The following is a 23,515-nucleotide window of genomic DNA, read 5'->3' on the forward strand; positions in this document are numbered from 1 at the left end:
GGAGGGTGGGCGTCCCGCCAGACTGTGAGGGCTCGGCGCGTGCTGCTTCCGTGCTGTCGTCCACGGAGCCGCGTTCCTCCCGCGCCCCGGGCACGACGTCGCACTTGCCGATGACGACGAGCACGGGCGTGTCGCCGGCCTCCCGCGTCCACGAAGCGGCATCGTCACGCGACGTCCCCGGCGGCAGCACGAGCACGGCCAGATCCACGGCCGCGAGCAGCTCCTTCGTGCGCGCGATGCCCAGGGCCTCCACGCGGCCGGGAGCCTCGCGCAGGCCCGCGGTGTCGTAGAGCGTGACGCCCAGCCCGTCCCACTCGACGCGGGCCTCCAGGGCATCGCGGGTGGTGCCGGGCTCGTCGTCCACCAGCGCGCGGGCCTCGCCCACCAGCCGGTTGAACAGCGTGGACTTGCCCGCGTTCACCGGGCCGTACAGCGCCACGCGCGCGCCCTGGCGCACCAGCCGCCCACGGCCCACCTCCGCGCGCAGCGCCTCCGCGACAGCACGCAGGGCGGCGACGCGAGGCCCCGCGTCCGCGTCCGCGCCCTCCGCCTCCTCGGGGAAGTTGAGGACCCCTTCCAGGTCCGCGTGCAGCTCACGCAGCGGTGTCTCCAACGCGCGGATCCGCTGGGCCAACGCACCGGACAGCCCGGCCGCGGCGGCGCGCACGGCCGCCTCCGAATCCGCGGCCACCAGGTCCGCGACCGCCTCCGCGCGGGTCAGGTCGATGCGGCCGTGGAGGAACGCGCGCCGGGTGAACTCACCGGGAAGCGCCGGACGCACGCGCTCGTCCTCCAGCGTCCGCGCGAGCAGCAGCCGCAACAGACGCGGGCTGCCATGCGCGTGCAGCTCCACCACGTCCTCGCCGGTGAAGGACCGGGGCGCCTGGAAGTAGAGGAACAGGCCCTCATCCAGCACCGCGCCCGCGGCGTCCACGAACGACGCCAGGTACGCATGGCGCGGAGCCGGAGACACCGGCACACCCGGCGCCAGCCCCCGGGCCACCTCCAGCGCGGCCGGCCCGGACAGCCGGAGGATGCCCACCGCCCCCGCGGCGGGCGCGGTGGCGAGGGCGACGATGGTGGCGGAGTCAGGCGTCATGTCGGGGCAGGGGAGGGGACCGGACGGCGTCCCCTCCGCCCGATGAAACCTCAGGAACAGTCGCTGTTCAGCGCCTGGGTGTCGTTCGACGTCATGACACAGGAAGGAAGCGCCAGGGGCTCCGCGAAGAGCCCTTCGGAGAGCGCCGACTGGACCAGCCGCACCCGGGTGTTGCCCGTCACGTAGACGCCCTGCTCGAAGAGCGAATGACTGACCTGCACGGTGGACGCGGGTTGGGCGGCAGCGGGCGCATCCACGACCATGGCGCGCGCGGACCCCTTCGCGCGGACGTACCGGACCTTCACACCCGGGTTGAGCACCGTCACGCCCACGCCGTTCGCCGTCCCCTCGCCGGAGACCTCCGACTGCGCGAGGAGCAGGGGGCCCGCGGCATACACGCCATGGCCGCGCGGACCGCCGCTCGCGGTCGCCGTGATACGCGACGCTTCGACGGCGCCGTCTTCGACCAGCAGCCCGAACACGTCTCCGCTCCCCGGCGCTCCCCGGCCATCGAGCACGATGTCCGTCACCTTCAGGGTGCTCGCGCTCAAGTACAGCCCGGCGACCTGCCCCATCCCGGAGCTCCCCAGCGACCGCACCCGGACGAACCCATCCGCGGGCACGCTGGCCACGTTCAGGTAGATCACGCCATAGGTGAACTGCTTGCCATCGCGCGCTTCGGCCACGACGTCGCTCACCACGAACCCACTGCTCTGATTGATGAGCGCGATGGATTGATTGCCCCCACCGGTGTTGCCGACGAAGAGGTCTCTCAGGCCCGCGCCGGTGGCGCCCACCACGGTGCCGGCATCGGAGGTGGAGGAGACGACGCGGGACACCTGGGTCCCGCTGCCCACGAGGAACACGCCCCGCTTCAGCGGGAGCCCCGCGGTGCCCAGGTCATACGTCCCCGCCCCGAGCTTCAACACCCACGTCTCCGAACCATTCGAGGGCACGGCGTTGACGGCGGCCCGCAGCGCGGCACCGGACTCCAGCGCGGTGGCACCCAGCGGAACCAGCCGGATCCGCGCGGTCGCGAGCACGTCCGCGGCGGAGGGCCCCGTGTCGCCCTTGGCGCCATCCGCGCCCTTCTCGCCCTGGAGCCCCTGCTCACCCGGGGGCCCCTGCTTCCCCTCGGGCCCGGGCTCACCCTTCAGCCCCTGGATGCCCTGGGCTCCGGTGGCGCCCGTCGCGCCCTGGGCACCGGGCTCACCCTTCAGGCCCTGGGGACCTCGAGACCCGGTCTCGCCCATGGGCCCCTGGATGCCCTGCATGCCCTGAGGCCCGGTCTCCCCCACGGGCCCCTGGATGCCTTGGGGTCCCGGAGCCCCTTGAGGCCCCTGCTCACCCTGGCCCCCCGAGGCACCCATCTCGCCCGCCTTGCAGGCGGACACGAACATCAGCAGCGGCAACAGCGCACGACGCACGGACGAAACACCCAAGGATGCAGCCCCCTCTTGATTGAAGGCGCGCATTCTCACCTGGGATGCGCCCGCAGCTGAATCATCGCCGCGTGCCGGGCCTCTTCACTCCTAGCGGGCACCCTGCGGCGGCGTGGATCCGCGAGCAGCGCGCTCCACGTCCTCGCGGTGCGCCTCGATGTACTTCTCCACCTCGGCGTCGTCGACCTCCAGGTCGCGCAGCACGCCCGGGTAGACGAAGCGGAACGCCGGAGACTCCTCGTCGCCGCGCAGGCGGAAGCTCATCTTCAGCACCGCCGCGCCGTACAGCTTGTCTTTCAGTCCCTTCGACTTACCCATTCGCTCCTCATCCCAGACACCCGCCGGCGGTTCCGAGCGGGCACCCGCTCAGGCGTCGACGTCGTCCTCGTCGTCGTCCGGCAGCAGGCTCCGCTTGGGCATCGGTGCGGGCTTCGCCGGGGTGAACACCACGCGTCGGTTGCGGCCTTCGCCTTCCGCCGCCACCTTCACTCCACCCACTCCTTCTACTGCCTTCAGGACGCGCGCGCGGTCCTCAGTCTTCATCGCGGCGAACGCATAGAAGCGCCCCAGGCTGGCGGACTTCTCCGCGAGCTTGCGGACGGCCTCCCGGAACGCCGGATCCTCCTCGACCTGCAGCGTGCGCTCGTCCGCCTCCGCGCCCTTCACGGGGGCCTGCGCCTGCGCGGGCTTCGCGGCCCCCTGCGCCGGCTGCCCACCCCGGGCGTTGCGCTGCTGCGGCTGCGCGGCCGGAGCGGGAGCCGCCGCCCGGGCCGGCTGCGGCGCGGGCGTGGAAGCCGCCACCTGCGCCACGGACGCCGCCGGAGCGGAGGCAGGGGCCTGCGCCGGTGCGTCACGGCGCGGCCGGGGCTCCGGGTGCGCACCCGCGCCCAGTATCACCCAGCGGCGTTCCACACCGGGCCGGTGGAGCATCTTGTTGAGCAGGAACTGGAGCGAATCCAGCACCTGGCCGCGCTTGCCCGGCTCCACGCCCGGAGGCGCGCCGGACTCGAAGTGGAGCGCCACGGACAGGCTGCCGTCGGCGGCGTCCTGCAGGTCCAGCCGCGCCGGGAACCCCATCAACCCGAGGATGTCCGCGAGCAGCTTCTCCACCCGGGGGCGGAAGTCGCCGCCGCCCGCCACGCCCTGTGTCCCGCTCACTTGCGTTTGCCTCCCCCGGCGGCCACGACCGCCGGCGTCCCGCCGCCCGTCTGGTTCTTGTTGCGGTCCAGCCACTTGCGCAGGCCCCACTGCTGGCCGATGGAGAGCACGTTGTTCGTGAAGATGTAGAGCGACAGGCCGGCCGGGTACTGCAGCAGCGTGAACGTGAAGATGATGGGCATCACCCAGGTCATGATCCGCGCCTGCGCCGCGTCCATCATCTGCGGCTGCATCTTCTGCGTGATGATCATCGACACGCCCAGCGCCAGCGGCAGGATGTACGTCGGATCCTTGTAGGTGAGGTCGCGCCAGATGGGGCCGAAGAAGGGCTCGCCGTAGATTTCGAAGCTGTTGCGCAGCGACGTGAACAGGGCGATCCACACCGGCATCTGGATGAGCAGCGGCAGACAGCCGCCCAGGGGGTTCACCTTCGCCTCCTGGTACAGCTTCATGATCTCCAGGTTCTGGCGTTCCTTGTCGTCCGCGAACTTCTTGCGGATCTCATCCATCTTCGGCTGCAGCACCTTCACCGCCTCCATGCTGACCATGGATCGGTAGGTGAGCGGCAGCAGCGCCAGCTTCACCACCACGGTGAGCAGGATGATGGCGAGGCCCCAGTTGCCCACGATGCCGTGGAAGAACTTCATGACGGCGAGGAGGATCTTGCAGACCACCGCCCAGATGCCGAAGTCGACCGTGTCCTCCAGCATCGGGTGGAACGTCGTGGTCGAAAGGCCGGCCACGCCGCGCAGCTCCGTGCCGGGCACGATGCGCAGCAGGTCCGGGTCCTTGGGGCCCGCGTAGCCGCCGAAGCGGAACGTGGCCGCCTGGCCGGGGGCCACGTTGAGCGGGAAGCCCGCGGACACCTCGCGCGCGGTGGGCGTGGCGGTCAGCGTGCAGTGGCCGTTGAGCGCGCCGTCCAGCGGGTAGAGCGCGGACAGGAAGTACTGCTGGTTGATGCCGAAGAAGGAGATGGGACCGCGCGTCTCCTCGGGCGGCTTGTCGCCCGGGGACAGGTTGTGGAGCTCCTCACCCACCTGGCACGAGGCGCGGCTCAGGTTGCCCACGCCGCCGAAGAAGGACGGCGCGTGCTCGAACTCCGGGTTGATGGCGCGGCTGTAGTGCACCTTGAGCTCGCCCGTCTGCGCCTGGGCGGAGGTGTTGCGCACCTGGAGGGTGTAGGTGAACTCGAAGCCGTCGCGCGGCCACAGCACCGTCTTCGTCACCTCCCACGGGCCCTGGCGGCCGGTGAACACGACGCTGCCGCCGTTGTCGGTGGGGCCCTCCTGCACGGCGTAGCGGGTGTTCGCCGCCAGCGGCGAGCCGCCTTCAATGGTCACCGCGAGCGGCAGGGGCTGGCCGGCCACCGGGTGCGCCACGTTCATCTGCGGCGGCGGGGGGATGTCCTTGCCGAAGAGCTTCTCGAAGCCCTCCTTGACGGTGAGCGACTGCTGCTCGCGCATCTTCGTGCCCTGGAGCACGGCGGAGGTGAGGCCGGCGCCCTCCGAGGAGAAGGTGTACTTCACCTCCGGACGGGCGAAGTCCACGGTGCGCGCGGGGGGCGGCGGGACTTCCGCGTGGGTGCCCGCGTCCGGAGCGGCGTCCATGCCCGGCGGCGGCACGGCGGCCATGCCCGGGGTGCCCGCGTCCAGCGTGGCGGCGATTTCCACACCCGCGTCCGCGCCTTCCGCGCCCGGAGGCGGCTCCTTGGGAGCGAAGAAGAAGGTGTAGGCGGCGGTGGCCGCGAAGGAGAGGGCGAGCGCCAGGAGCAGCCGCTTCTGTGAATCGTTGGACTGGGGCGACAGCGGGTCGTTCGTCATGGAGTTCCCTGTGCCGGCGGCGGAGGGCCGGAGGGCGGGCGGAAGCAAACCGTCAGGGGACGGGATCGAATCCACCGGGGTGGAATGGCTGGCAGCGCAGCAGGCGCCAGACGGTGAGGACGCTGCCCTTCAACCCGCCGTGCTTCTCCAGCGCCTGCATGGCGTAGGTGGAGCACGAGGGATGGAACCGGCACGCCTTCGGCAGCAGCGGCCCCAGGAACCGCCGGTAGAAGCGGATGGGCAGGGCGATGACGAAGGCGAGTGGACTCATGGGGCAGGCTCTTTGGGAGGCACGCGAGGTGCCGGAAAGAGCCGTTGCAGCTTACGGGTGACGCCGTCGAACGCACGGGAAACTTGAGCGAAGGAGGCTTCCTTCGCCGAGGAGCGGACGACCAGGACTACGTCGAGACCGGGGGGCCATTGCCCGCGGTGCTTGCGGAACAGCTCGCGGAGCACTCTGCGCAGGCGTGCGCGCACCACCGCGTTGCCCACCTTGCTGGAAACGGTGAGCCCTACGCGGGAGTGCGCCCGGTTGTTGCGTTGAACGAGGGCCAGGAGGCAGTCGGACGGAAGCTTCTGACCGCCCTCCTGAACCTCCAGGAACTCACGCCGCTGGAGCAGGCGAAAGGCCTTGGGGAAGCGCTCGTCGGTTGCCTGAGGCACCCGCGGCGCCGCTCCCTCGGCCATCACCCGTGCGTCCAGTTACTTCTTGAACGACGACACCACCAGGCGCTTACGGCCCTTGGCCCGGCGGCGCTTGAGGACATCCCGACCGCCCTTGGTGGCATTCCGCTTACGGAACCCGTGGGCGCGGTTGCGCCGGATCTTCGACGGCTGGTACGTGCGCTTGGACACAACGACTCCTGAGAGCTGAAGGCAGCGCCTGAATCAACGGCGCGACCCGTACAGTGGAAAGGGGGCGTCCGTAACCCTATTTCCAGGACAAGTCAATCAAGGATCACCAGCGCCGACCGTGCAGCCCTGCGCCGGGAGGACGGGGCGATCATGTAGGAAAAGGGGGGACGGGGCAAGGAACGGCGAGCGGGTGGTTCCAGGCACACAGAGGGCCGGGGCACCCAGGAGGGACTCCCGGGAGGAGGGGATGCCCCGGGCCTTCAGCGCGACCTCCAATTTCCGCTGGGCCATGGAGGGCTCCAGGAACCAGCCCGTGAAGTCCAACGTGGTGAAGGACTCCAGGGCGTCTTCAACCTCCAGGTACCGGAACCGGCCGTCCTCCAGGTGGACCTGCACGGCGCCGTAGAACCAGCGGACGCAGCCCGGCTGCGAGGTGGGCGCCACGTCCTCGGGGACGCCCAGCAGGCCCACCACCTCCTCCGCGCTCATCAACGCTCGCAGCGGATCCAGCGTCCCCCGTCGCAGTGCCTCCGCCAGGTCGAGCGTCACCTGGCGGCCCCCGCGGACGTCCTCGAACGCGCCGGTCTCCTCGGACCAGTGCTGGTGGACCTGATCCACGGCCTCCGCCTCCGACTCGAAGCTCTTCGTTAGAGCGTCGGGCAGGGGCAGCTCCTTCGGCGCGGGGCCCAGGTAGTCCTCATACAAGGAGAGCTCGTACGACTCGGGTTCGCCCGGGGGATCGTACCGGCGGAGCAGGAACGTGCGTCCCCAGGTCGTCGTCGCGAACACCGTCCTGCGCTCGTGGATCGCCATGCGTCCATCTTCCCTGGCAACGTTGGGTGGATCACGTCAAGGCCGTTCAGGTGGCGCCATCGCCCACCTCGCTCAACCCGGCGGAACGGTTCGTGATGGGCGCGGATCCGGCTGCACCGGCGCTGATCATCCCCACCCGCCAGGGCGTCCCGCTGATCCGTGCTACAGGCCGGTTCCTTGATCAGCCGGAGAGCGGGTGTTAGCACCGCCGGACGCCCGCTGGTTCTCTTCATCCGCGCCGTCCCCGAGCCTTCGTGTGAACGCCCTCGCCCACTCCGCCCCTACGCCTTCGCTGCCCAGTGCCGGCGTCATCTGGACCCGCACGCTGGAAGCCATCCGTCAGGAGGGGCTGCACTACGCCCTCACCTGGCTGGAGCGGATGCGCCCCATGGAGGTGCGCGAGAACGCCCTGGTCCTGGGCGTTCCCGACCGCTTCTTCCGCGACTGGGTGGATGACCACTACCGCTCCATGCTGGAGACGCACCTGGCCCGGCTGGAGCCGACCCTTGGCCGCGTCGCCTATGAGGTCATCGTCGGGCCCCCGCCGTCCGCGGACCTGCCGCCCCCGCCCACCGTCAAGGTGAACTCGATGCGGCCCGCGCGGCTCAACCCGCGCTTCACCTTCGACACCTACGTCGTCGCGGACAGCAACCAGCTCCCCGCCGCCGCCGCGCAGGCCGTGGCCCACCGTCCGGGCCACAACTACAACCCGCTCTACATCTATGGCGGCACGGGCCTGGGCAAGACGCACCTGCTCCAGGCGGTGGGCAACCACATCTGGGAAAAGGACCCCACCCAGCGCATCGTCTACCTCTCCAGCGAGCAGTTCACGAACGAGTACGTGGAGAGCGTGCGCGAGCACCGCATGACGGACTTCCGCCGGAAGTTCCGCGAAGAGTGCGACGTGCTGCTCATCGACGACATCCAGTTCCTGGGCAAGCGCGAGGAGACGCAGAAGGAGTTCTTCTACACCTTCGAGACGCTCTTCGGCCTCAACAAGGCCATCGTGCTCACCAGCGACATGGTGCCCGCGGAGGTGCCCGGCATGGAGGACCGCCTGCGCAGCCGCTTCGCCATGGGCCTCATGGCCGACATCCGCGAGCCCACCTACGAGACGCGCGTCGCCATCCTCCAGAAGAAGGCCGAACAGGAAGGCCTCGACCTGCCGGACCCCGTGGCGCACTTCATTGCCAGGCACGTGCAGAAGAACGTGCGTGAGCTGGAAGGCGCGCTCGTGAAGCTGTCCGCGATGCACAGCCTCACGAAGCAGCCGGTGACGGAGGAGTTCGCGTCCCAGGTGCTGCGCGACATCCTGCCCGCGCAGCGCACCGTGGACATTGAAGCCATCCAGCGCGAGGTGGCCCGTTTCTACAAGGTCACCGTCGACGCGCTGAAGGAGGACCGGCGCCACAAGGCGCTCGCGCACGCGCGCCAGGTGGCCATGTACCTGAGCCGCAAGCTGACGAAGAGCTCCTTCCCGGAGATCGCCTCGCGCTTCAACAAGGACCACTCCACCGTCATCTCCGCCGTGCGCAAGGTGGAGGGCCTGCGGGAGACGGACACGTCCGTGCACCGCGACCTGTCGGAGCTGGAGACGAAGCTCGGCGGCATGTAGCCCCCCGTCAGTGCGGCGCCGGCTGTGACGGGGTGGACACCGCCCCGAGCGTCCTGCCGCTCTCCTGGTCGTTCAGCTCCTCCGCGATGTCCCCCAGGGCGAGGATGCCCACCAGCCGCTTGGCCCGGTTCAACACCAGGATGCGGCGGATCCGCGAGGCCCTCATCTTCTGGGCCGCCTGGGTGAGGTCGTCATCGTCGTAGACGTACTCCACGCCCCGGGTCATCGCCTGGGCCACCTGGGTGCGCTCGGCGTCCAGCCCCTGCGCCACCGCGCGGATGACGATGTCCCGGTCCGTGACCATGCCTACCAGCTCGTCGCCGTCACACACGGGCATGGGGCCCACGTTCAGGGCGCGCATCTTCTCCGCGGCGACCCTCAGGGAATCCGACGGGCGGACGACCTCCACGTCCGTGGTCATCACGTCGCTCACTCGTTGCGTTGCCATGGCGTCTCTCCTGACAGGGTTCCTCCTTCAGCGTGGGCACACGGCTGTTCGCTGACATGAAGGCGCCGGAGGGATGGCTGTCCATTGCCCCGGGCTTCGGGCATGCTGCTGGCTCCTGGAACGCCCGGCCGGAAGCGCTCCTCCTTGTGCAGTGCTTCCGACATGCCCTCCATCCCCTGGTTGCGTACCTCCGGCCTCGCTGCCGCCGTGCTGTGTCTGCCTGCCTGCGATAGCAACCCGGACACCACCGAGCTGCGCTTCGGCATCGACCCGACGACCTACATCCGGTCGCGAACGGCGGAGTCCTCGCCCTCCCGCCGGACGGCGATGGACACCGCGCCGGTGCTGCCCACGTTCCGCTCGGATGACGGCCTCATGTTCACGGTGGAGTCCGCCCACGCCACGCTGTTCGACGTGCGTCTGGAATTGCCGTCCGGGCGCGAGTGCTCCGACTCCAAGGACCTGCTGCCCCCGTTGATGACGTGCACCGACGCGGCGGACGGACAGCCCGGGACGTTGACCGTGAAGGAATCACTCCAGGTGGACTGGATGAAGGCCACCATCATTCCGGACGGGCCGCTCCGGATCCCCCAGGGAACCTATCGCCGCATCGAGGCCCGCCTGGGGCAGAGCACGCCCGCGCTCCCCAGCTTCAGCATGGACGCGAGCTTCACCTGGGAGGACCAACGCCGTGTCCTGACCGTGGCCTTCCCGTCCACCGCGGCCCTGCGCTTCGAGCCACGGCACCCCTTTGACCTCAGCGATGACGAAGACGCCCTCGTGGTGGGCGGGCTGGACCTGACCACGTGGCTCGTCGGTGTCCCCGTGGCGGCCTGTCTTGCTTCAGGAGACCTGACCCTGGATGGCTCCACGCTGCGCCTGGAGTCCGGGAAGGGCGCGTGCGAAGGCGCCGCCGAGCGCGTGAAACACAACATCGAAGCCAGCGCCAAGCTATCCCTCGCTTCACCCCAGTGAGGCCATGCCCATGCCCTCACGTTGGCTGTGTCTGTCTTTGACGTCCCTGGTGCTGTCCGGCTGTGACACCGGAACCCATACCCGGCTGCGCTTCGCGCTCAATCCGTCGTTTCTCAAGGGGGACTCCCTGGCGGTCGCGGCCTCGGGGGTCCGGGCGATGACGACCCCGCCCACGCTCCCCAACATCCAGTCGGGCGACGGCCTGAGCTTCCAGTTGGAGGGCGCCAGCGCCACGGTGGCGGACATCCGTCTGCAATTGGCCGGGGGGCTGCATTGCGATGACGTGAGGGAGGAACTCCCGGAGGGCACCGGGTGCGTGCAGTCCGGGGACGCCCCGGACACGGTCACGCTCGCGGGCCCGTTCTCCATCAACCTGGCGGACGGAGAGCCCTGGGGGGCCGAGCTGGAGCTGCCTCCCGGCACCTACCGGCGGGTCGACTTCGTGCTGGGGGAGGGCGGCTTCAAGGCCCACACCCGCCTGTTCCAGGACTCGAGGCTCTGGGACATGAACCTCACCCTGCCCCAGGGCACAGCGCTGGGCTTCGAGGCCACCTCCGACCTCGCGGTGAAGGAGGGTGGCTCCCTGCGCGTGACGTTCACCCAGGACACGTGGCTGAAGAGCCTGCCGCTGGGGGCGTGTTTCCAGAGCGGGGACCTGCCCCGGGCGGACTCCGAGCTCCTCCTGGACGCCGCCAGCGGCGCGTGCCAGGGCGCCGCGGACCAGGTGCGTGACACCATCCGCGCCCGGGGTGCCGTGACGGCCCACCCGTTCTGACGCGGGCCCCTACTTGTAGACCATCGAGGACAGCCACCGGTCCAACGCCGGCACCAGGGCGGCCCCCCACAGCAGCGGACTGACGAGCCCCAGGACCAGGCCGGTGAGGGCCTGGCCCCGGCGGCCAATGGGCGGGGTGGCCTTCAGGTCCACGCGCGTCAGCGCCACCGCGCCGCAAATCACCGCGACGGGCGCGAGCAGCGGCATGAATACCGAGCTGAAGCCGAAGCGCAACGCCTGACGCGCCAGCGGGTTGTTGAAGCGCAGCTCCCACAGCGCCTTCAGCGCCCCGGGCGACACCGGCAGCCGGAAGAAGAGCTGGTTGCGCGTGTCGCGGTGGATGCGCAGCGCGGTGATCAGCCCGAGAACCGCGCACAGGACGTAGAGGAAGCGCGCGTCCCGGTACAGGGCATCCGCCACCACCGCCATCACCAGCGGCGTGGCCAGCAGCGCATGCCGCGCCCAGCGCTGACCCAGGAAGAAGGCCACGCCCACCGGCACGGGGATGAGCAGCACCAGTGGGAACAGCGACTGCTTCGTCGCGCTCAGCCCCCACTGCACGAAGGCGGCGGCCACGCCCACGCAGAGCAGCAGCATCACGCCCACCACCACCCACGCCCATTGGTCGCGCCGGCCCCAGTAGCGCTGGCGCACGGCCTCCAGGTAGTTCACGTCCGGGCGCGCCGCGCAGGCCGCGCAGTACAGCCGCACGGCCAGGCCCGGCACCGCCGTGGCGCACTCCGCGCAGATGAAGCTCCCGCAGCGGGTACACGTGCCGCCCGCGGGCTGGTCCGGGTGGACGGCGCAGCGGCCCTGCTGGGAGAGGGGCACGTCCAGGCTCATGGCCGCAGTGTCGCACGGCGAGCAACACCCGGCACCCCGGCGCCCACCCGGTCGCCTTCAGGCTTACAGGCCCTGGAGCGCGTGCTAAGCGCGCGAGGCACCGTCCTGAACCGTGGAGGAACCTTGTCCCGATTGAAGGCCCTCGCCGCAGCGGCCCTGTTCCTGGGGCTTCCGGCGCTCGCGCAGACCCCCGAGGCGAAGCCGCTGGAGCCCGGCCGCGAAAACCTGGCCATCCCGTATGAGAAGTACACGCTGCCCAACGGCATGGAGGTCATCCTCTCCGTGGACCGCAAGCTGCCCGTGGTGGCCGTCAACGTCTGGTACCACGTGGGCGCCTACGACGAGCAGCCGGGCCGCACCGGGTTCGCGCACCTCTTCGAGCACATGATGTTCCAGGGCTCCAAGCACGTGCCGGACGACGTGCACATCGGCCTCTTGGAGCAGGCGGGCGCCACGGACCTCAACGGAACCACCAGCTTCGACCGCACCAACTACTACGAGACCGTGCCCAGCAACCTGCTGGAGACGGCGCTGTGGTTGGAGAGCGACCGCATGGGCTTCCTCCTGGACGCGCTCACGCAGAAGAAGCTCGATACGCAGAAGGAGGTCGTGAAGAACGAGCGCCGCCAGGGCGTGGAGACGGCCCCCTACGGTGAGGCGCAGGAGAAGGCGTGGCAGGCGCTGTTCCCCTCGCCGCACCCGTACTCCGGCAACGTGATTGGTTCCATGAAGGACCTGAACGCGGCCACGGAGGACGACGTGAAGACGTTCTTCCGCACCTGGTACGCGCCCGCCAACTCGACGCTCGCCATCGTGGGCGACTTCGACCCCGCGAAGGCCAAGGCGCTGGTGGAGAAGTACTTCGCCACGCTGCCCTCGGGCCCCAAGCCCAAGCGCCCGGACGTGAAGCCGGTGAAGGTCACGCGCGAGACGGTCATCCGCCACGACGAGAAGGTGGCCACGCTGCCCCTGCTCTCCATGTCCTGGCTCACCGCGCCGTACCTCAAGCCCGGAGACGCGACGGCGGACGTGCTCGCCACCGCGCTGGGCACGGGCCGCGCGAGCCGCCTGTACCGCCGGCTGGTGCTGGACAAGCAGCTGGCGCAGAGCGTGGAGGCCGTGCAGCAGAGCCACGCCGCGCAGTCCGTCTTCTCCATCGAGGCGGTGGCCCGGCCCGGCGTCACCACGGACCAGCTGAAGAAGGAGATCGACGCGGTGCTGGACGAGGTCCGCAAGGAGGGCGTCACGCAGGAGGAGATCGTCCGCGCGCGCACCCGCTATGACACGCGTCAGCTGGCGGGCCTCCAGGCCGTGGGCGGCTCCGGCAGCAAGTCCGACACGCTCCAGACCTACAACCAGTTCGTGGGCGAGCCCAGCTACGTCGCGCAGGACCTTGCGCGCTACCAGGAAGTCACCCCCGCCGCGGTGAAGCAGTTCGCCGCGGATGTGCTGCGCCCCGACGCGCGCGTCGTCCTCCACGCGGTGCCGCCCGCCGCCAAGGCCGCGCCGTCTTCCGCTCCGGGCACGGAGGCCCATTGATCATGCACCGCCGAATCCTCACTGCCCTCCTCGCGTTGTCCGTCGCCGGCTGCGCCACCACGAAGCCCGCGGAGACGCCGCCCGCTGAGACGGCCCCCGCCGCCCAGCCGCAAACCCAGACACCGGCCCAGGACGCGGAGGCGTTCCGCGGCCAGCCGCCCAAGCCCGGCAAGTCGCCGGAGCTGGTGCTGCCCACGTTCGAGCAGGCGAAGCTCGACAACGGCCTCACCGTCATCGTCAGCACGCGCAAGGAATTGCCGCTGGTGTTCGCGGGCATCGCCTTCTCCGCGGGCGTGTCGCAGGAGCCCACCGCGAAGCTGGGCATCGCGGACCTGTCCTACCGCATGCTGTTGGAGGGCGCGGGCAAGCGCGACACGGTGGCGCTGGACAACGCGTTCGCGGACCTGGGTGTTTCGCCCGCGATGTCGGTGGAACCGGATGGCGCCTTCGTGGGCGCGCGCGTGCTCACGACCAACGTGGACGCGGTGATGGGCCTGCTGGCGGACGTCGTCCTGCGGCCCACCTTCGACGCGAAGGCCTTCGAGCGGCGCAAGAAGCAGCAGCTGGGTGAGCTGGTGCGCCGCATGGGCGACCCGAACTTCCTGGCGCAGCAGGCCTACTACCAGGCCGTGTTCGGCGCGGACCATCCGTATGGACACCCGGCCGGTGGCACTCCGAAGACGGTGGAGTCGCTCACGCTGGCGGACGCGAAGAACTTCTACACGAAGAACACCGGCCCGCGCGCCGCCGCGCTCGTGATGACGGGGGACGTGACGCTCCAGCAGGCGGTGGAGTGGGGGAAGAAGTACTTCGGCGGGTGGAAGGGTGGGGCCGTGGCGCCCAAGCCGCCGCCCGCGCCGCCCGCGCCGCCGCGCCAGCAGGTGCGCCTGGTGCCCAAGCCGGGCCTGGAGCAGACGGTGGTGCTGGTGGGCCGTCCCGGCCTCGCCGCGGGCCACCCGGACGAGTACCCGCTGGAGCTGGCCACCACGGTGTTCGGCGGCTTCTTCGGCAGCCGGCTCAACATGAACATCCGCGAGGACAAGGGCTACAGCTACGGCGCCAACGCGCACCTGGGCACGCGCCTGGGCGTGGGTCCGCTCACCGCGTACGCGGCCGTGCGTCAGGACGTGACGGGCCCCGCGCTCAACGAGTTCATCAAGGAGCTGGCCGGCATCAAGTCCAACCCCATCACGGAGAAGGAGCTGGCCGCCGCGCGTGAAGGCCTCATCCGCGCGTTCCCGGGCGCCTTCGAGACGGTGGAGGGCCTGGGCGGCAGCGCCGCGCAGCTCTACTTCCACCGCCGCCCCATGGATGAGTTCAAGCGCACCGTGGAGGGACTGGAGAACGCCAGCGCCGCCGAGGTGCAGCGCGTGGCCGAGTCCTACCTGGACCCGGCCACCATGCAGGTGGTGCTCGTGGGCGACCCACTGGTCATCCAGGAGCAGGTGACGCCGCTCAACCTGGGCAAGCTCACGCTGGTGGAGACGCCGGCGTCGGAAGCGTCCAAGTAGCCGGGCATTTCACTTCGAGGTTCTGAAGCCGGGGTCCCGACGCGGGTGTCGGGGCCCCGGTTTTTTTCATTCCCGGGTGGGCTCGTTGTCAGCGGCCTGGCGGGCGTCGGCCGCGCGGCGGCCTTGCAGCTCGCGCTCCTCGTCATCCACGTTGTCCAGGACGCTCTGCGGGTTCGTGATGGGCCCGCCCACGGGGCCGTCGCTGTCGAGGGCGAACTTCTGCTCCTCGGTGGAGTGCTTGGCGTCGTCCGCGTACAGGGGCTTGGTGTCGTCCGCCTCCAGCCCCCGCTCCACGCGGTCCTTGGCGAAGCCGGGCTTGTGGGCGGTGTCGCTCTTCTTGTGGGTGGCCATGGGTTGCTCCTGAAGGGGGTGGGACAGCTCACACACGCTCAATGTCGGCAGCGCCGCGCCCAAGCACCACGGTGGGCCGGTTGCCTGCCCCCTGACCTGGAAGCGAGGAAGCGGCTAGGATGGGGACGTCATGGCCGGACGCAACGGGAGCAGCCAGCGGCACGAGGGGACGACGTCCTCCGTGGATACGCGCGTCCAGACCCTCCTGACCGAGACTTGCACTCGCACCGGCCTGACTCCTCGCGGAGCGCGGACCGCCTGACTTCCGAAGCGGACCTCCTGAAGGTCCCCCTTCTGAACCCGGCCCCGCGCTCCTCCCGAGCGCGGGGCTTTTTCGTTGCTACCCCTGAGGACCCGTATGACGCCGCTTCCCCCGAGCCGCCCCAGCCACCGAGTCCCGCCGTTCCGCGAGGAGGCCGTGTCATGCGCGTGATGAAATTCGGTGGCACCAGTGTCGGGGATGCGGAACGGATGCGCGGCGTGGTGGCGCTGGTGGAGGCGGCGCGCAAGGCGGAGCGGGTGATGGTGGTGGCCTCCGCGGTGACGGGCATCACCAACCTGCTGGTGGAGGCGGCGCGGGTGGCCCAGGAGGGCGAGTCCGTGCAGGAGGCCTGCGCCCGGTTCGACGACACGCACTCCGCCATCGCGAGGGCGCTGAGCGGGGAGCTGACGCCCGCGCAGACGCGGCCCCTGGCGGAAGGGCTGGTGGCGCTGGGAGTGGAGCTGCGCGGGCTGTTGCAGGGCGTGGGGCTGCTACGCGAGTGCTCGCCGTCGGTGCTGGCGCACCTGTCAGGGCTGGGAGAGCGGGCGTCGTGCCTGCTGCTGGCGGCGCTGCTGGACGCGCGGGGCCTGGCGCCCGTGAGCGTGGACCCGAGGCAGGTGCTGGTGTGCACGGGGGACCCGCTCCAGGCGACGCCTCGGACGGAGGAGATCCGCGCGCGGTTCGCTCCGTTGCGTGAAGGGGGCCCGGGGCTGTTGTTGATGCCGGGCTTCTTCGGCGGGGACGCGCGCGGCAAGACGATGTCGCTGGGGCGGGGTGGGTCGGACTACTCGGCGGCGTTGGCGGCGGCGGCGCTGGACGCGCGGTTGCTGGAGATCTGGACGGACGTGGACGGCATCTACAGCGCGGATCCGCGGCTGGTACCGGAGGCGTTCGCGCTGGAGGAGGTGAGCTTCGAGGAGGCGATGGAGCTGGCCTACTTCGGCGCGAAGGTGCTGCATCCGAAGACGATTGCCCCCGCGAGGGAGCGGGGCATCCCGGTGCGGGTGTGCAACAGCTTCCGGCCGGAGCATCCGGGCACGCGGGTGACGGCCACGGCGCCATCGTCGAGGCACCCGGTGCGCGGGTTGTCGTTCCTCCCGGACATCGCGCTCATCAACATCGCGGGAGCGGGCTTGAAGGGCGTGCCGGGCACGGCCGCGCGCGTCTTCGAGGCGATGGCGCGGACGTCCATCTCCGTGGTGCTGATTACGCAGGGCTCCAGCGAGTCCTCCATCAGCTTCTGCGTGGGAGAGGCGGAGGCGGCGCGGGCGGTGCTGGCCCTGGAGGACGCCTTCGAGGCGGAGCGCGAGGCGGGGAAGGTGGACCCCATCGAGCACCAGCCGGGGCTCGCGGTGTTGAGCATCGTGGGAGACGGGATGCGGCACCGCGTGGGTGTGGCCGGGACGTTCTTCAGCGCGCTGGCGGACGTGGATTGCAGCATCGCGGCCATCGCGCAGGGGTCGAGCGAGCGGAGCATCTCCGCGGTGATTTCACGCGAGGACGGACCGCGTGCAATGGCACACGTGCACCGCAAGGCCTTTGGCACCACGGAGGTGGTGGAGCTGCTGGTGGCGGGAGTGGGCACGGTGGGCGGGGAGCTGCTGCGGCAGATTCACCAGCAGGCGCCGAAGCTGCGTGCGCACGGGTTGGACCTGCGGGTGTGTGCCATTGCGAATAGCAGACACAGCCTGGTGGCGCCGGAGGGCGTGGCGCTGGACGGGTGGAAGGCGCGGCTGGAGGCGAGCGAGTCCCGCTTCACGCTGGACACGTTCCAGGCGTGGGCGAAGGCAAGGCGGCCGGGCCGGCCCATCTTCGTGGACTGCACGAGCAGCGAGGACGTGGCGCTGGGCTATCCCGCGCTGATGGCGTCCGGGCTGCACGTGGTGACGGCGAACAAGAAGGCCAACTCGGGGCGTCAGGAGCACTGGAGGGCTCTGCGGGACACGGCGGTGCGGCACCAGCGGAGGTTCCTCTACGAGACGAACGTGGGGGCGGGGCTGCCAGTCATCGACACGTTGAAGAACCTGCTGCGCACGGGCGACACGGTGCACCGGGTGGAGGGCATCCTGTCGGGTTCGCTGTCGTTCATCCTGGGGCTGACGGAGGCCGGGGTGCCGCTGTCGAAGGCGGTGGGTACGGCGATGGAGAAGGGCTTCACGGAGCCCGACCCGCGCGACGACCTGGAGGGCACGGACGTGGCGCGCAAGGTGCTCATCCTGGCGCGAGAGTTGGGGCGCACGCTGGAGTTGGAAGAGGTGGCGCTGGCGTCGCTGTTGCCGGAGGAGTTCGACGCGAAGGGGCCGCTGCCGGACTTCCTGGCACGGCTGCCGCAGGCGGATGAGATCTTCCAGCGCCGGGTGGACGCGCACCGGAAGGAAGGCAAGGTGCTGCGCTACGTGGGCAGCGTGGGGCCGGAGGGCGTGCGCGTGGGCCTGGTGCCGGTGCCGCTGGAGCATCCGCTGGCGGCGGTGAAGGGCGGCGAGAACGCGCTGAGCTTCCTGTCGGAGCGATACAGCCCCACGCCGCTGGTGATTCGAGGCTACGGCGCGGGCGCGGCGGTGACAGCGGCGGGGGTGCTCGCGGATGTGCTGCGATTGGTGGAGGGGCCGTTGCCCTAGGGAAGGCGTGTGGGAGGTGGTGGCGGCGACGGCGCGACCACCACCTCCATCGAGAGGGGGCTCTTCTCCGCGACCCAGCGGGCCCAGAGCTTCGGCTGGGGCGGATCGAGTCGGGAAGGCTCCACGCGGAGCGCCAGCCAGTTGCGCTCCCTCAGATAGAGGTCGCGTCCGACCGGCAGCATCTGCGTCTGGATGAAGCCGGGCAGGTCCTCGATGCTGTCCTTGGACGCCATCAAGATGCCCAGGAACTGGAAGATGTTCGGGGGCATGTTGCTGATGGCCGAGGACGTCAGTTGCTCGATGAACGTCTCGCCCGCCACGTATTGGGCTTCTGTCAGGTGCTCGCGATTGCTGGAGCGCATGCGCCCTCGTGCCGCGACGTGCACGTCACCCGACAGCACGGTCACGGAGGCCTCCGACCTCTTCGCGAGGGAGAACAGGTCCATGATCAGCCGGTTGCGCTCCCCGCGATGCACCATGGATTCCCACTGATCCAGCATGTCATCCCGTTCGTCGCTGAATCGTCCCGCCATCCGCTCCAGCGTCGTGCTGAAGCGCAGGTGGACGATGGGGATGGATGACACCACCAGGATGTGGTGCGCCCGGTAGGCCTTCCCGACCTTGCGTGCGCAGCAGGCTGCCCGCCAGTCGTCGAAGGCCTCCCACTGGCTTTTACTCATCACGGTGTATCCGACCTCGTCCGCGCTTCCGCTCGTGCGCCCGCTGCGCAGATCCAGCATGACTACATCCAGATCACATTGCTCACTGGCGAAGGTCATCGTCTGGAGATAGTGGCGTTTTTCTCCTGGCGCACAGGTCCTGTCGTCAGGCCGGCGCGCCGTTTGGGGATCTTCCAATCTGCCCAGCTGAAAGGCTTCGAAAGCGCGCGCCGCCGCGCTGTAGATGTCCGTGAACCATTGGGTTTCTTGCGACGCTTCCTGCGAGCCCCAGCCGTCGAAGATGTCGTGGTCATCCCAGGTGAACAACCCGGGGACACGCGCCAGCATGGGCGCGATGCCCTGCCTTCCATTCCAGCGTTCCCGATACAGATCCACGTACTCCGCCATCACCCGTTCCGCGAAGCCTTCCGGCACGGGTTCGTCGAGCGTGTCCGGGATCCCCTCGAGACACCTCATCTCATCCATCGTCTTCCAGAGTGAATCCGCGTAGATCTGATCGCCTCCTCCGATGAGCAGTTGGAAGCCCGAGGGCTTCCTGGAACGGCCCGCCTTCCCCTGATGCTCCTCCAACATCCTTTCCCAGAGCACGAAGGCCTTTGACCTGTTCTTGGGATCCATCACCTTCTCCGTTCCGTTGCAGGAGAAGAAGGCGATGTTCGGCGATGCCCCCTTGGCCGGAACCACCACGTCTTCCACCACCAGGGGCTGCGCCTGGAATTCGTAAGGGGGTTTCCTTCTCTCTGGGAAGGGGCGCTGTTTGAAGGAGAAGGGGCGGTCGGGCTGATCCGGGGCTTCGAAGTGATACCGGAGGCGCTGGACGGCGGACTGGCGCTTCAGGATGACCTCCCAGCGCCACACCACGCCGGCGGAGTCCTTGGGAAGCCAGCTGAAATCCGCGGCGGGGCGGGCTTCCATGGAGGCGAAGACCTCCTTGCCCTGCTCATTCTTGAAACACAGTTTCAAGGGAAGGGGCTGGTCCGGGTCCGTGCCTCCCAGGAACAGGTTGAGGAAGAAGCTCCAGGTGTCCTCTCCCTGAGGGTCATAGGTCACCTGTTCCTTCGCGTAGAGAATGGGCCCCAGCAATAGCTCCATGATTTCCCCCGGCTCATGAGTCCGCGTCAAATCGTGTCATGGATTGCCGTTGAGCGTCCATAAGGCAGTTGGCAGGGGTATGGATGCTAGGGTTTCCCGCCATGCGAAAGATGCTGACCTGCCTGGCCTTGACGCTGTGGATGGCCGCGTGTGCGTCCAGCACGCCGCTCCAGCAGCGCTGGGACGAAGCCGAAGCGGAGTGCGGTGACGCCAGCAGGGACGCCTGTGTGACCCTCGTGTGTGGGGACACGGCGTGTGGCTTCTACCGGTGCGAGGACGTGCCCGGGGAGGTGGTGCTGGCCCGGGGACTTCCGCCCCGGCCGCCTCCGGCCGCGATGGCTCCCGCGCCGGGAAGTGGGCCCCGGCGCAACTGGGGTGGCAGCATGGGGCTACCGGGTGATGCGGAACCGGTGATGGTGTTCCCCTGGCACGGGAGTCCCAGGCCCGTGCCTCCGCAGCGGCAACTGCCCGCGGGCAAGTTCGAGAAGCACCACATCTTCCCGCAGGCAAAGGACCTTTCTGAGTGGTTCAAGGAACAGGGCGTCGACATCCACCAGTACACCCTTCCGATTCCCCGCCACATCCACCAGCGAATCCACTCTAACGGACCCAAAGGAGGGGAGTGGAACAAGGCTTGGCGTGAGTACAAGGAAGTGAATCCGAAGGCCTCGCCTCAGGAGATCTTCAGACACGCAGGAGAACTCATCTATCGCTTTCAACTCCTGGGCGGTCCCATCCAGCAGTACCATTGATTTCCTAGCGAGCATCCACAGCACATGACCTCCTTCTTCTGGCTCCGCGATGACGAAGCAGCCACCTCCCGCTACAGCGGAGACTTCGATGCAGCGCACAAGTGGGGGCTGCCGGGTCTCAAGAATTGCCCAGGTTGCGGCACAACCTGGTCAGGAGCAGGACACGAGTTTCCGGCCGTGGATCTTTCGCTCATCCCCGAGCATCCGGAATTTGAGGAGCCCCGACCTGAACCCCTTCACGAATTCCTGCGTCTTCAAGCCCTGGTGCGACCGCTGACCCCTCCGCATGTAGATCTCCCTCCCGGAACGAACTTCGGTCCACTCGTAGGCCACGCTTCCGGTCAGTTCGGTCCCTTCACATGGCTGGGTAATTCGCTGATGATCATCCGCCGCGATGCGCTCGACGGTCTCCAGGCTGCGGGCATCCGTGGGCTGCTTGGCTGCAAGACGGAGCTGCGGTTCCGGCAGAAGACGCCTCCGGACATCCTCGAACTTCAAATCGAACCGCGCGGCCTGTTGCACCGCGACTGCCTTCCTCCCGACCTGGCGCCCCCCTGTCCCACCTGCGGACGGCAGGGCTTTCGCCGTCCGGACGACCCCATCCTTGATGGTGCCTCACTGCCCACGGACACGGATCTGTTCCGCGTGGGCAACTTCAACACCATGATCATCGGCACGGACCGCTTCAAGGACGCGGTGGAGCAGGGGGGATGGACGGGCATCTCCTTCCGTGAGCTTCCCGTGCGTTCCTAGAAAGTCTTTCGTGAAGACAACCGTTGGGGAAACTGCTCCTCGACGCCGGGCAGGAACAGGGCCTGGCCAGCGCGTGCGGCTTCGATGGCCCGGCGGAAGTCGAGATCGCCGTAACGGTCGAGCACCGAGGGGTCGAAGAACTGGATGCCATCCCCCACGCCTTCGTTCTCGATGTCCGGCGTCAGGGACTCCCAGCTTCCCAGCGGCGCGTAGATGAGCGACCGCACGCCTTCGTCCGCGTAGACGCGGGCGGTGTTCGCGAGGAAGGCCGCCCGTGCCCGGAGTTCACCCTTGGCACTGAGAACCGCGTTGCGGTCTCCGTACTGGCCGAAGAGACAGTCCTCCACGACGACGGAGCCCTCCACGAAGATCCGCGCGCCGTTGCCGAACGACAGCGTTCGTGCGTGCAGATCGCCACGAACGATGATCAGGCCGGGATGATAGTCGTCGGTCCAGAGACGCAGGTGGTCCTTCGTCTTGAGTGGACCATTGATCTGGAAGACGTAGGGGCCTTGACCCGTGTCGATGCTTCCGGAGACATCCACGCCTGTGTCGCTGTTCCAGAAGGTGCAGGGATTGAGCCCCTCGAAGGTGCGGAGTTCCGGATCCCACCGGGGATGGCGAAGGGCGGCGAGGGTCGTTGCGTTGCACAGGTCTTCAAGTCTGACGTTGGTCACAGGGCACCGGATATGAGTAGGTTTTCCCCCTCATGGGGAAGATTCTGCCAGTTCTGGTCCTGACGCTGTGGATGACGGCGTGCGCCTCCAGCACGCCGCTCCAGCAGCGGTGGGACGAAGCCGAAGCGGAGTGCGGTGACGCCAGCAGGGACGCCTGTGTGACCCTGGCCTGTGGCGACACGGCCTGTGGCTTCTTCCGATGCGAGGACGTGCCCGGAGAGGTGGTGCTGGCGCGCGGACTGCCACCCCGGCCGCCACCCGCGGCAGTGGCTCCCGCGCCGGGAAGTGGGCCCCGGCGCAACTGGGGCGGCAGCATGGGGCTGCCGGGCAATGCGGAACCCGTGATGGTGTTCCCCTGGCATGGGAGCCCCAGGCCCGTGCCTCCGCAGCGGCAGCTGCCGGCAGGGAAGTTCGAGAAGCACCACATCTTCCCGCAGGCCCAGGACCTTGCTGCATGGTTCAAGATCAAGGGCATCGACATCCACCAGTACACGATCCCCATCCCCGTGCAGGTCCACCGGCGCATCCATAGCGGTGGATCCAAAGGCGGCTTGTGGAACGAGGCGTGGCGCGAGTTCAGCAAGGCAAACAGGAATGCCCCGCCTGAAGAAATCTTCAAACATGCAGGAGAGCTGATCTATCGGTTTCAACTATTGGGTGGGCCCATCCAGCAGTACAACTGACCTTCAGTGCCCGGATCCAAAGCCCATGACCCGCTACTTTGACCTACGTCCCGACAAGGTGGTCAGGAACTCCTTCACTGGGGATTTTGATGCCGCGCCGAAGTGGCTTCTGCCCGGCATCAAGGACTGCCCGGGATGCGGTGCCACCTGGGGTACCTGGGGAGACCACTACCCAGCGGTCGACCTTTCAGACCTTCCAGAACGAGCTGAGTTCGAAGAACCCAGACCCGAACCCTTCCATGAGTTCGCACGTCTCCGGGAGCTGGTGCGCCCCCTGGCGCCCCCAGGCTCCGAGCTTTCTCCCGGAACGACCTTTGGCCCGCTGGTAGGCCGTGCATCCGGCCAGTTCCCGCCCTTCTCAGGGCTCGAAAGCTGCTGGATCCTCGTGCGTCGCGATGCCTTCGACAGCCTCCAGGCCGCCGGCATTCGCGGACTCCTCGGGTGCAAGACGGAGCTGCGGTTCCGTCAGAAGACACCTCCGGAGATCCTCGAGCTCCAACTCGAGCTGCGCGGCCGGATGCATCCTGACTGTCTCCCCCCAGACCTGGAGCCGCCCTGTTCCACCTGCGGACGCGTAGGCCTTCGCCTTCCGGAGGACCTCATCCTCGACGGGGCCTCACTGCCCACGGACATCGACCTCTTCCGCCTGGGCGACTACGGCACCGTCCTCATCGGCACGGACCGCTTCAAGGACGCGGTGGAGCAGGGCGGTTGGACGGGCATCTCCTTCCGTGAGCTTCCCGTCCGCTGACCC

24 protein-coding genes are annotated in these 23,515 nt (G+C 68.9%); 10 read left to right on the forward strand and 14 right to left on the reverse strand.

Translation table 11 applies throughout. From position 1 onward, the window contains the following. The 9 genes from D7W81_RS17615 to D7W81_RS17655 form a co-directional block, all read right to left on the reverse strand. The coding region (locus tag D7W81_RS17615; protein WP_244227263.1) for a tRNA modification GTPase at positions 1-1,099 on the reverse strand (1,099 nt) is incomplete at its 3' end. Positions 1,100-1,149: 50 nt separating this feature from the next. Further along, entirely contained in the window at positions 1,150-2,541 is a 1,392-nt protein-coding gene (locus D7W81_RS17620; protein WP_208721347.1) for a collagen-like domain-containing protein, read from the reverse strand. Positions 2,542-2,631: 90 nt separating this feature from the next. After that, on the reverse strand, positions 2,632-2,859 hold the full coding sequence (locus tag D7W81_RS17625) for a hypothetical protein (protein ID WP_120556557.1): 228 nt from the start codon (positions 2,857-2,859) through the stop codon (positions 2,632-2,634). Positions 2,860-2,907: 48 nt separating this feature from the next. Beyond that, positions 2,908-3,699, reverse strand: a complete 792-nt coding sequence (locus D7W81_RS17630; RefSeq protein WP_120556558.1) for a hypothetical protein — start codon at positions 3,697-3,699, stop codon at positions 2,908-2,910. Next, a complete protein-coding gene (gene yidC / locus D7W81_RS17635) occupies positions 3,696-5,519 on the reverse strand; it encodes a membrane protein insertase YidC (protein WP_120556559.1) in 1,824 nt (607 codons plus the stop codon). Before yidC ends, D7W81_RS17630 begins: the two co-directional genes overlap by 4 nt. A 52-nt stretch (positions 5,520-5,571) precedes the next feature. Further along, complete coding sequence (gene yidD, locus D7W81_RS17640) at positions 5,572-5,790, reverse strand: membrane protein insertion efficiency factor YidD (RefSeq protein ID WP_120556560.1); 219 nt, start codon at positions 5,788-5,790, stop codon at positions 5,572-5,574. Further along, a complete protein-coding gene (gene rnpA / locus D7W81_RS17645) occupies positions 5,787-6,209 on the reverse strand; it encodes a ribonuclease P protein component (protein WP_438503364.1) in 423 nt (140 codons plus the stop codon). The genes yidD and rnpA overlap by 4 nt, the downstream gene beginning before the upstream one ends. A 12-nt stretch (positions 6,210-6,221) precedes the next feature. After that, positions 6,222-6,374 carry a 50S ribosomal protein L34 gene (gene rpmH / locus D7W81_RS17650; protein WP_120526629.1) on the reverse strand — a complete coding sequence of 51 codons (153 nt, stop codon included), beginning with the start codon at positions 6,372-6,374 and terminating at the stop codon, positions 6,222-6,224. 96 nt (positions 6,375-6,470) lie between these two features. Then, a complete protein-coding gene (locus D7W81_RS17655) occupies positions 6,471-7,187 on the reverse strand; it encodes a hypothetical protein (protein ID WP_120556562.1) in 717 nt (238 codons plus the stop codon). A gap of 256 nt (positions 7,188-7,443) precedes the next feature. Between D7W81_RS17655 and dnaA the strand changes: the two genes are divergently transcribed. Beyond that, complete coding sequence (gene dnaA, locus D7W81_RS17660) at positions 7,444-8,802, forward strand: chromosomal replication initiator protein DnaA (protein WP_120556563.1); 1,359 nt, start codon at positions 7,444-7,446, stop codon at positions 8,800-8,802. A 7-nt stretch (positions 8,803-8,809) separates the two neighbouring features. Here the strand turns inward: dnaA and D7W81_RS17665 are convergent, their stop codons facing one another. Beyond that, complete coding sequence (locus tag D7W81_RS17665) at positions 8,810-9,250, reverse strand: CBS domain-containing protein (protein ID WP_120556564.1); 441 nt, start codon at positions 9,248-9,250, stop codon at positions 8,810-8,812. Between the two features lie 162 nt (positions 9,251-9,412). On the opposite strand from D7W81_RS17665, the gene D7W81_RS17670 reads away from it, so the two are divergent. Both D7W81_RS17670 and D7W81_RS17675 read left to right on the forward strand, forming a co-directional pair. Then, complete coding sequence (locus tag D7W81_RS17670; RefSeq protein WP_120556565.1) at positions 9,413-10,225, forward strand: hypothetical protein; 813 nt, start codon at positions 9,413-9,415, stop codon at positions 10,223-10,225. A 10-nt stretch (positions 10,226-10,235) separates the two neighbouring features. Next, the gene (locus tag D7W81_RS17675; protein WP_147445517.1) at positions 10,236-11,000 is read left to right on the forward strand and encodes a hypothetical protein; all 765 of its coding nucleotides are present in this window, start codon (positions 10,236-10,238) and stop codon (positions 10,998-11,000) included. Between the two features lie 9 nt (positions 11,001-11,009). Here D7W81_RS17675 and D7W81_RS17680 read toward each other — a convergent pair whose 3' ends face one another. Beyond that, complete coding sequence (locus D7W81_RS17680) at positions 11,010-11,843, reverse strand: B-box zinc finger protein (RefSeq protein WP_120556567.1); 834 nt, start codon at positions 11,841-11,843, stop codon at positions 11,010-11,012. 132 nt (positions 11,844-11,975) lie between these two features. Between D7W81_RS17680 and D7W81_RS17685 the strand changes: the two genes are divergently transcribed. Beyond that, a complete protein-coding gene (locus D7W81_RS17685; RefSeq protein WP_120556568.1) occupies positions 11,976-13,382 on the forward strand; it encodes a M16 family metallopeptidase in 1,407 nt (468 codons plus the stop codon). A 2-nt stretch (positions 13,383-13,384) separates the two neighbouring features. Next, positions 13,385-14,893, forward strand: a complete 1,509-nt coding sequence (locus D7W81_RS17690; RefSeq protein WP_120556569.1) for a M16 family metallopeptidase — start codon at positions 13,385-13,387, stop codon at positions 14,891-14,893. Positions 14,894-14,959: 66 nt separating this feature from the next. Here D7W81_RS17690 and D7W81_RS17695 read toward each other — a convergent pair whose 3' ends face one another. Then, entirely contained in the window at positions 14,960-15,244 is a 285-nt protein-coding gene (locus D7W81_RS17695; protein WP_120556570.1) for a hypothetical protein, read from the reverse strand. 423 nt (positions 15,245-15,667) lie between these two features. Here D7W81_RS17695 and thrA point away from each other — a divergent pair, with 423 nt between their 5' ends. Continuing rightward, positions 15,668-18,124, forward strand: a complete 2,457-nt coding sequence (gene thrA, locus D7W81_RS17700; RefSeq protein WP_120556571.1) for a bifunctional aspartate kinase/homoserine dehydrogenase I — start codon at positions 15,668-15,670, stop codon at positions 18,122-18,124. Here thrA and D7W81_RS17705 read toward each other — a convergent pair. Further along, positions 18,121-19,503, reverse strand: coding sequence for an alkaline phosphatase D family protein (locus D7W81_RS17705; RefSeq protein ID WP_158621617.1), 1,383 nt, complete (start codon positions 19,501-19,503; stop codon positions 18,121-18,123). The genes thrA and D7W81_RS17705 overlap by 4 nt on opposite strands. A gap of 494 nt (positions 19,504-19,997) precedes the next feature. Between D7W81_RS17705 and sitA6 (D7W81_RS17710) the strand changes: the two genes are divergently transcribed. Both sitA6 (D7W81_RS17710) and sitI6 (D7W81_RS17715) read left to right on the forward strand, forming a co-directional pair. Then, a complete protein-coding gene (gene sitA6, locus D7W81_RS17710) occupies positions 19,998-20,648 on the forward strand; it encodes a SitA6 family polymorphic toxin lipoprotein (RefSeq protein ID WP_120556573.1) in 651 nt (216 codons plus the stop codon). A gap of 24 nt (positions 20,649-20,672) precedes the next feature. Then, complete coding sequence (sitI6, locus tag D7W81_RS17715; protein WP_120556574.1) at positions 20,673-21,401, forward strand: SitI6 family double-CXXCG motif immunity protein; 729 nt, start codon at positions 20,673-20,675, stop codon at positions 21,399-21,401. On the opposite strand, the gene D7W81_RS17720 is transcribed toward sitI6 (D7W81_RS17715), so the two are convergent. Next, the gene (locus tag D7W81_RS17720; protein ID WP_147445518.1) at positions 21,398-21,946 is read right to left on the reverse strand and encodes a hypothetical protein; all 549 of its coding nucleotides are present in this window, start codon (positions 21,944-21,946) and stop codon (positions 21,398-21,400) included. The genes sitI6 (D7W81_RS17715) and D7W81_RS17720 overlap by 4 nt on opposite strands. 164 nt (positions 21,947-22,110) lie before the next feature. On the opposite strand from D7W81_RS17720, the gene sitA6 (D7W81_RS17725) reads away from it, so the two are divergent. Further along, a complete protein-coding gene (gene sitA6 / locus D7W81_RS17725) occupies positions 22,111-22,761 on the forward strand; it encodes a SitA6 family polymorphic toxin lipoprotein (protein WP_120556576.1) in 651 nt (216 codons plus the stop codon). A 25-nt stretch (positions 22,762-22,786) separates the two neighbouring features. Beyond that, entirely contained in the window at positions 22,787-23,512 is a 726-nt protein-coding gene (gene sitI6, locus D7W81_RS17730) for a SitI6 family double-CXXCG motif immunity protein (RefSeq protein ID WP_120556577.1), read from the forward strand. Positions 23,513-23,515 lie beyond the last annotated feature (3 nt).

Source organism: Corallococcus aberystwythensis, assembly GCF_003612165.1.
Classification (GTDB): domain Bacteria; phylum Myxococcota; class Myxococcia; order Myxococcales; family Myxococcaceae; genus Corallococcus; species Corallococcus aberystwythensis.

Excerpts from the sequence above, each read along its gene's own strand:
- D7W81_RS17625 (WP_120556557.1), bottom strand. The coding sequence starts at position 2,859 with ATGGGTAAGTCGAAGGGACTGAAAGACAAGCTGTACGGCGCGGCGGTG.
- yidC (WP_120556559.1), bottom strand. The coding sequence starts at position 5,519 with ATGACGAACGACCCGCTGTCGCCCCAGTCCAACGATTCACAGAAGCGG.
- yidD (WP_120556560.1), bottom strand. The coding sequence starts at position 5,790 with ATGAGTCCACTCGCCTTCGTCATCGCCCTGCCCATCCGCTTCTACCGG.
- D7W81_RS17655 (WP_120556562.1), bottom strand. The coding sequence starts at position 7,187 with ATGGCGATCCACGAGCGCAGGACGGTGTTCGCGACGACGACCTGGGGA.
- D7W81_RS17665 (WP_120556564.1), bottom strand. The coding sequence starts at position 9,250 with ATGGCAACGCAACGAGTGAGCGACGTGATGACCACGGACGTGGAGGTC.
- D7W81_RS17670 (WP_120556565.1), top strand. The coding sequence starts at position 9,413 with ATGCCCTCCATCCCCTGGTTGCGTACCTCCGGCCTCGCTGCCGCCGTG.
- D7W81_RS17675 (WP_147445517.1), top strand. The coding sequence starts at position 10,236 with ATGCCCTCACGTTGGCTGTGTCTGTCTTTGACGTCCCTGGTGCTGTCC.
- D7W81_RS17680 (WP_120556567.1), bottom strand. The coding sequence starts at position 11,843 with ATGAGCCTGGACGTGCCCCTCTCCCAGCAGGGCCGCTGCGCCGTCCAC.
- D7W81_RS17690 (WP_120556569.1), top strand. The coding sequence starts at position 13,385 with ATGCACCGCCGAATCCTCACTGCCCTCCTCGCGTTGTCCGTCGCCGGC.
- D7W81_RS17695 (WP_120556570.1), bottom strand. The coding sequence starts at position 15,244 with ATGGCCACCCACAAGAAGAGCGACACCGCCCACAAGCCCGGCTTCGCC.
- thrA (WP_120556571.1), top strand. The coding sequence starts at position 15,668 with ATGCGCGTGATGAAATTCGGTGGCACCAGTGTCGGGGATGCGGAACGG.
- sitA6 (WP_120556573.1), top strand. The coding sequence starts at position 19,998 with ATGCGAAAGATGCTGACCTGCCTGGCCTTGACGCTGTGGATGGCCGCG.
- sitI6 (WP_120556574.1), top strand. The coding sequence starts at position 20,673 with ATGACCTCCTTCTTCTGGCTCCGCGATGACGAAGCAGCCACCTCCCGC.
- sitA6 (WP_120556576.1), top strand. The coding sequence starts at position 22,111 with ATGGGGAAGATTCTGCCAGTTCTGGTCCTGACGCTGTGGATGACGGCG.
- sitI6 (WP_120556577.1), top strand. The coding sequence starts at position 22,787 with ATGACCCGCTACTTTGACCTACGTCCCGACAAGGTGGTCAGGAACTCC.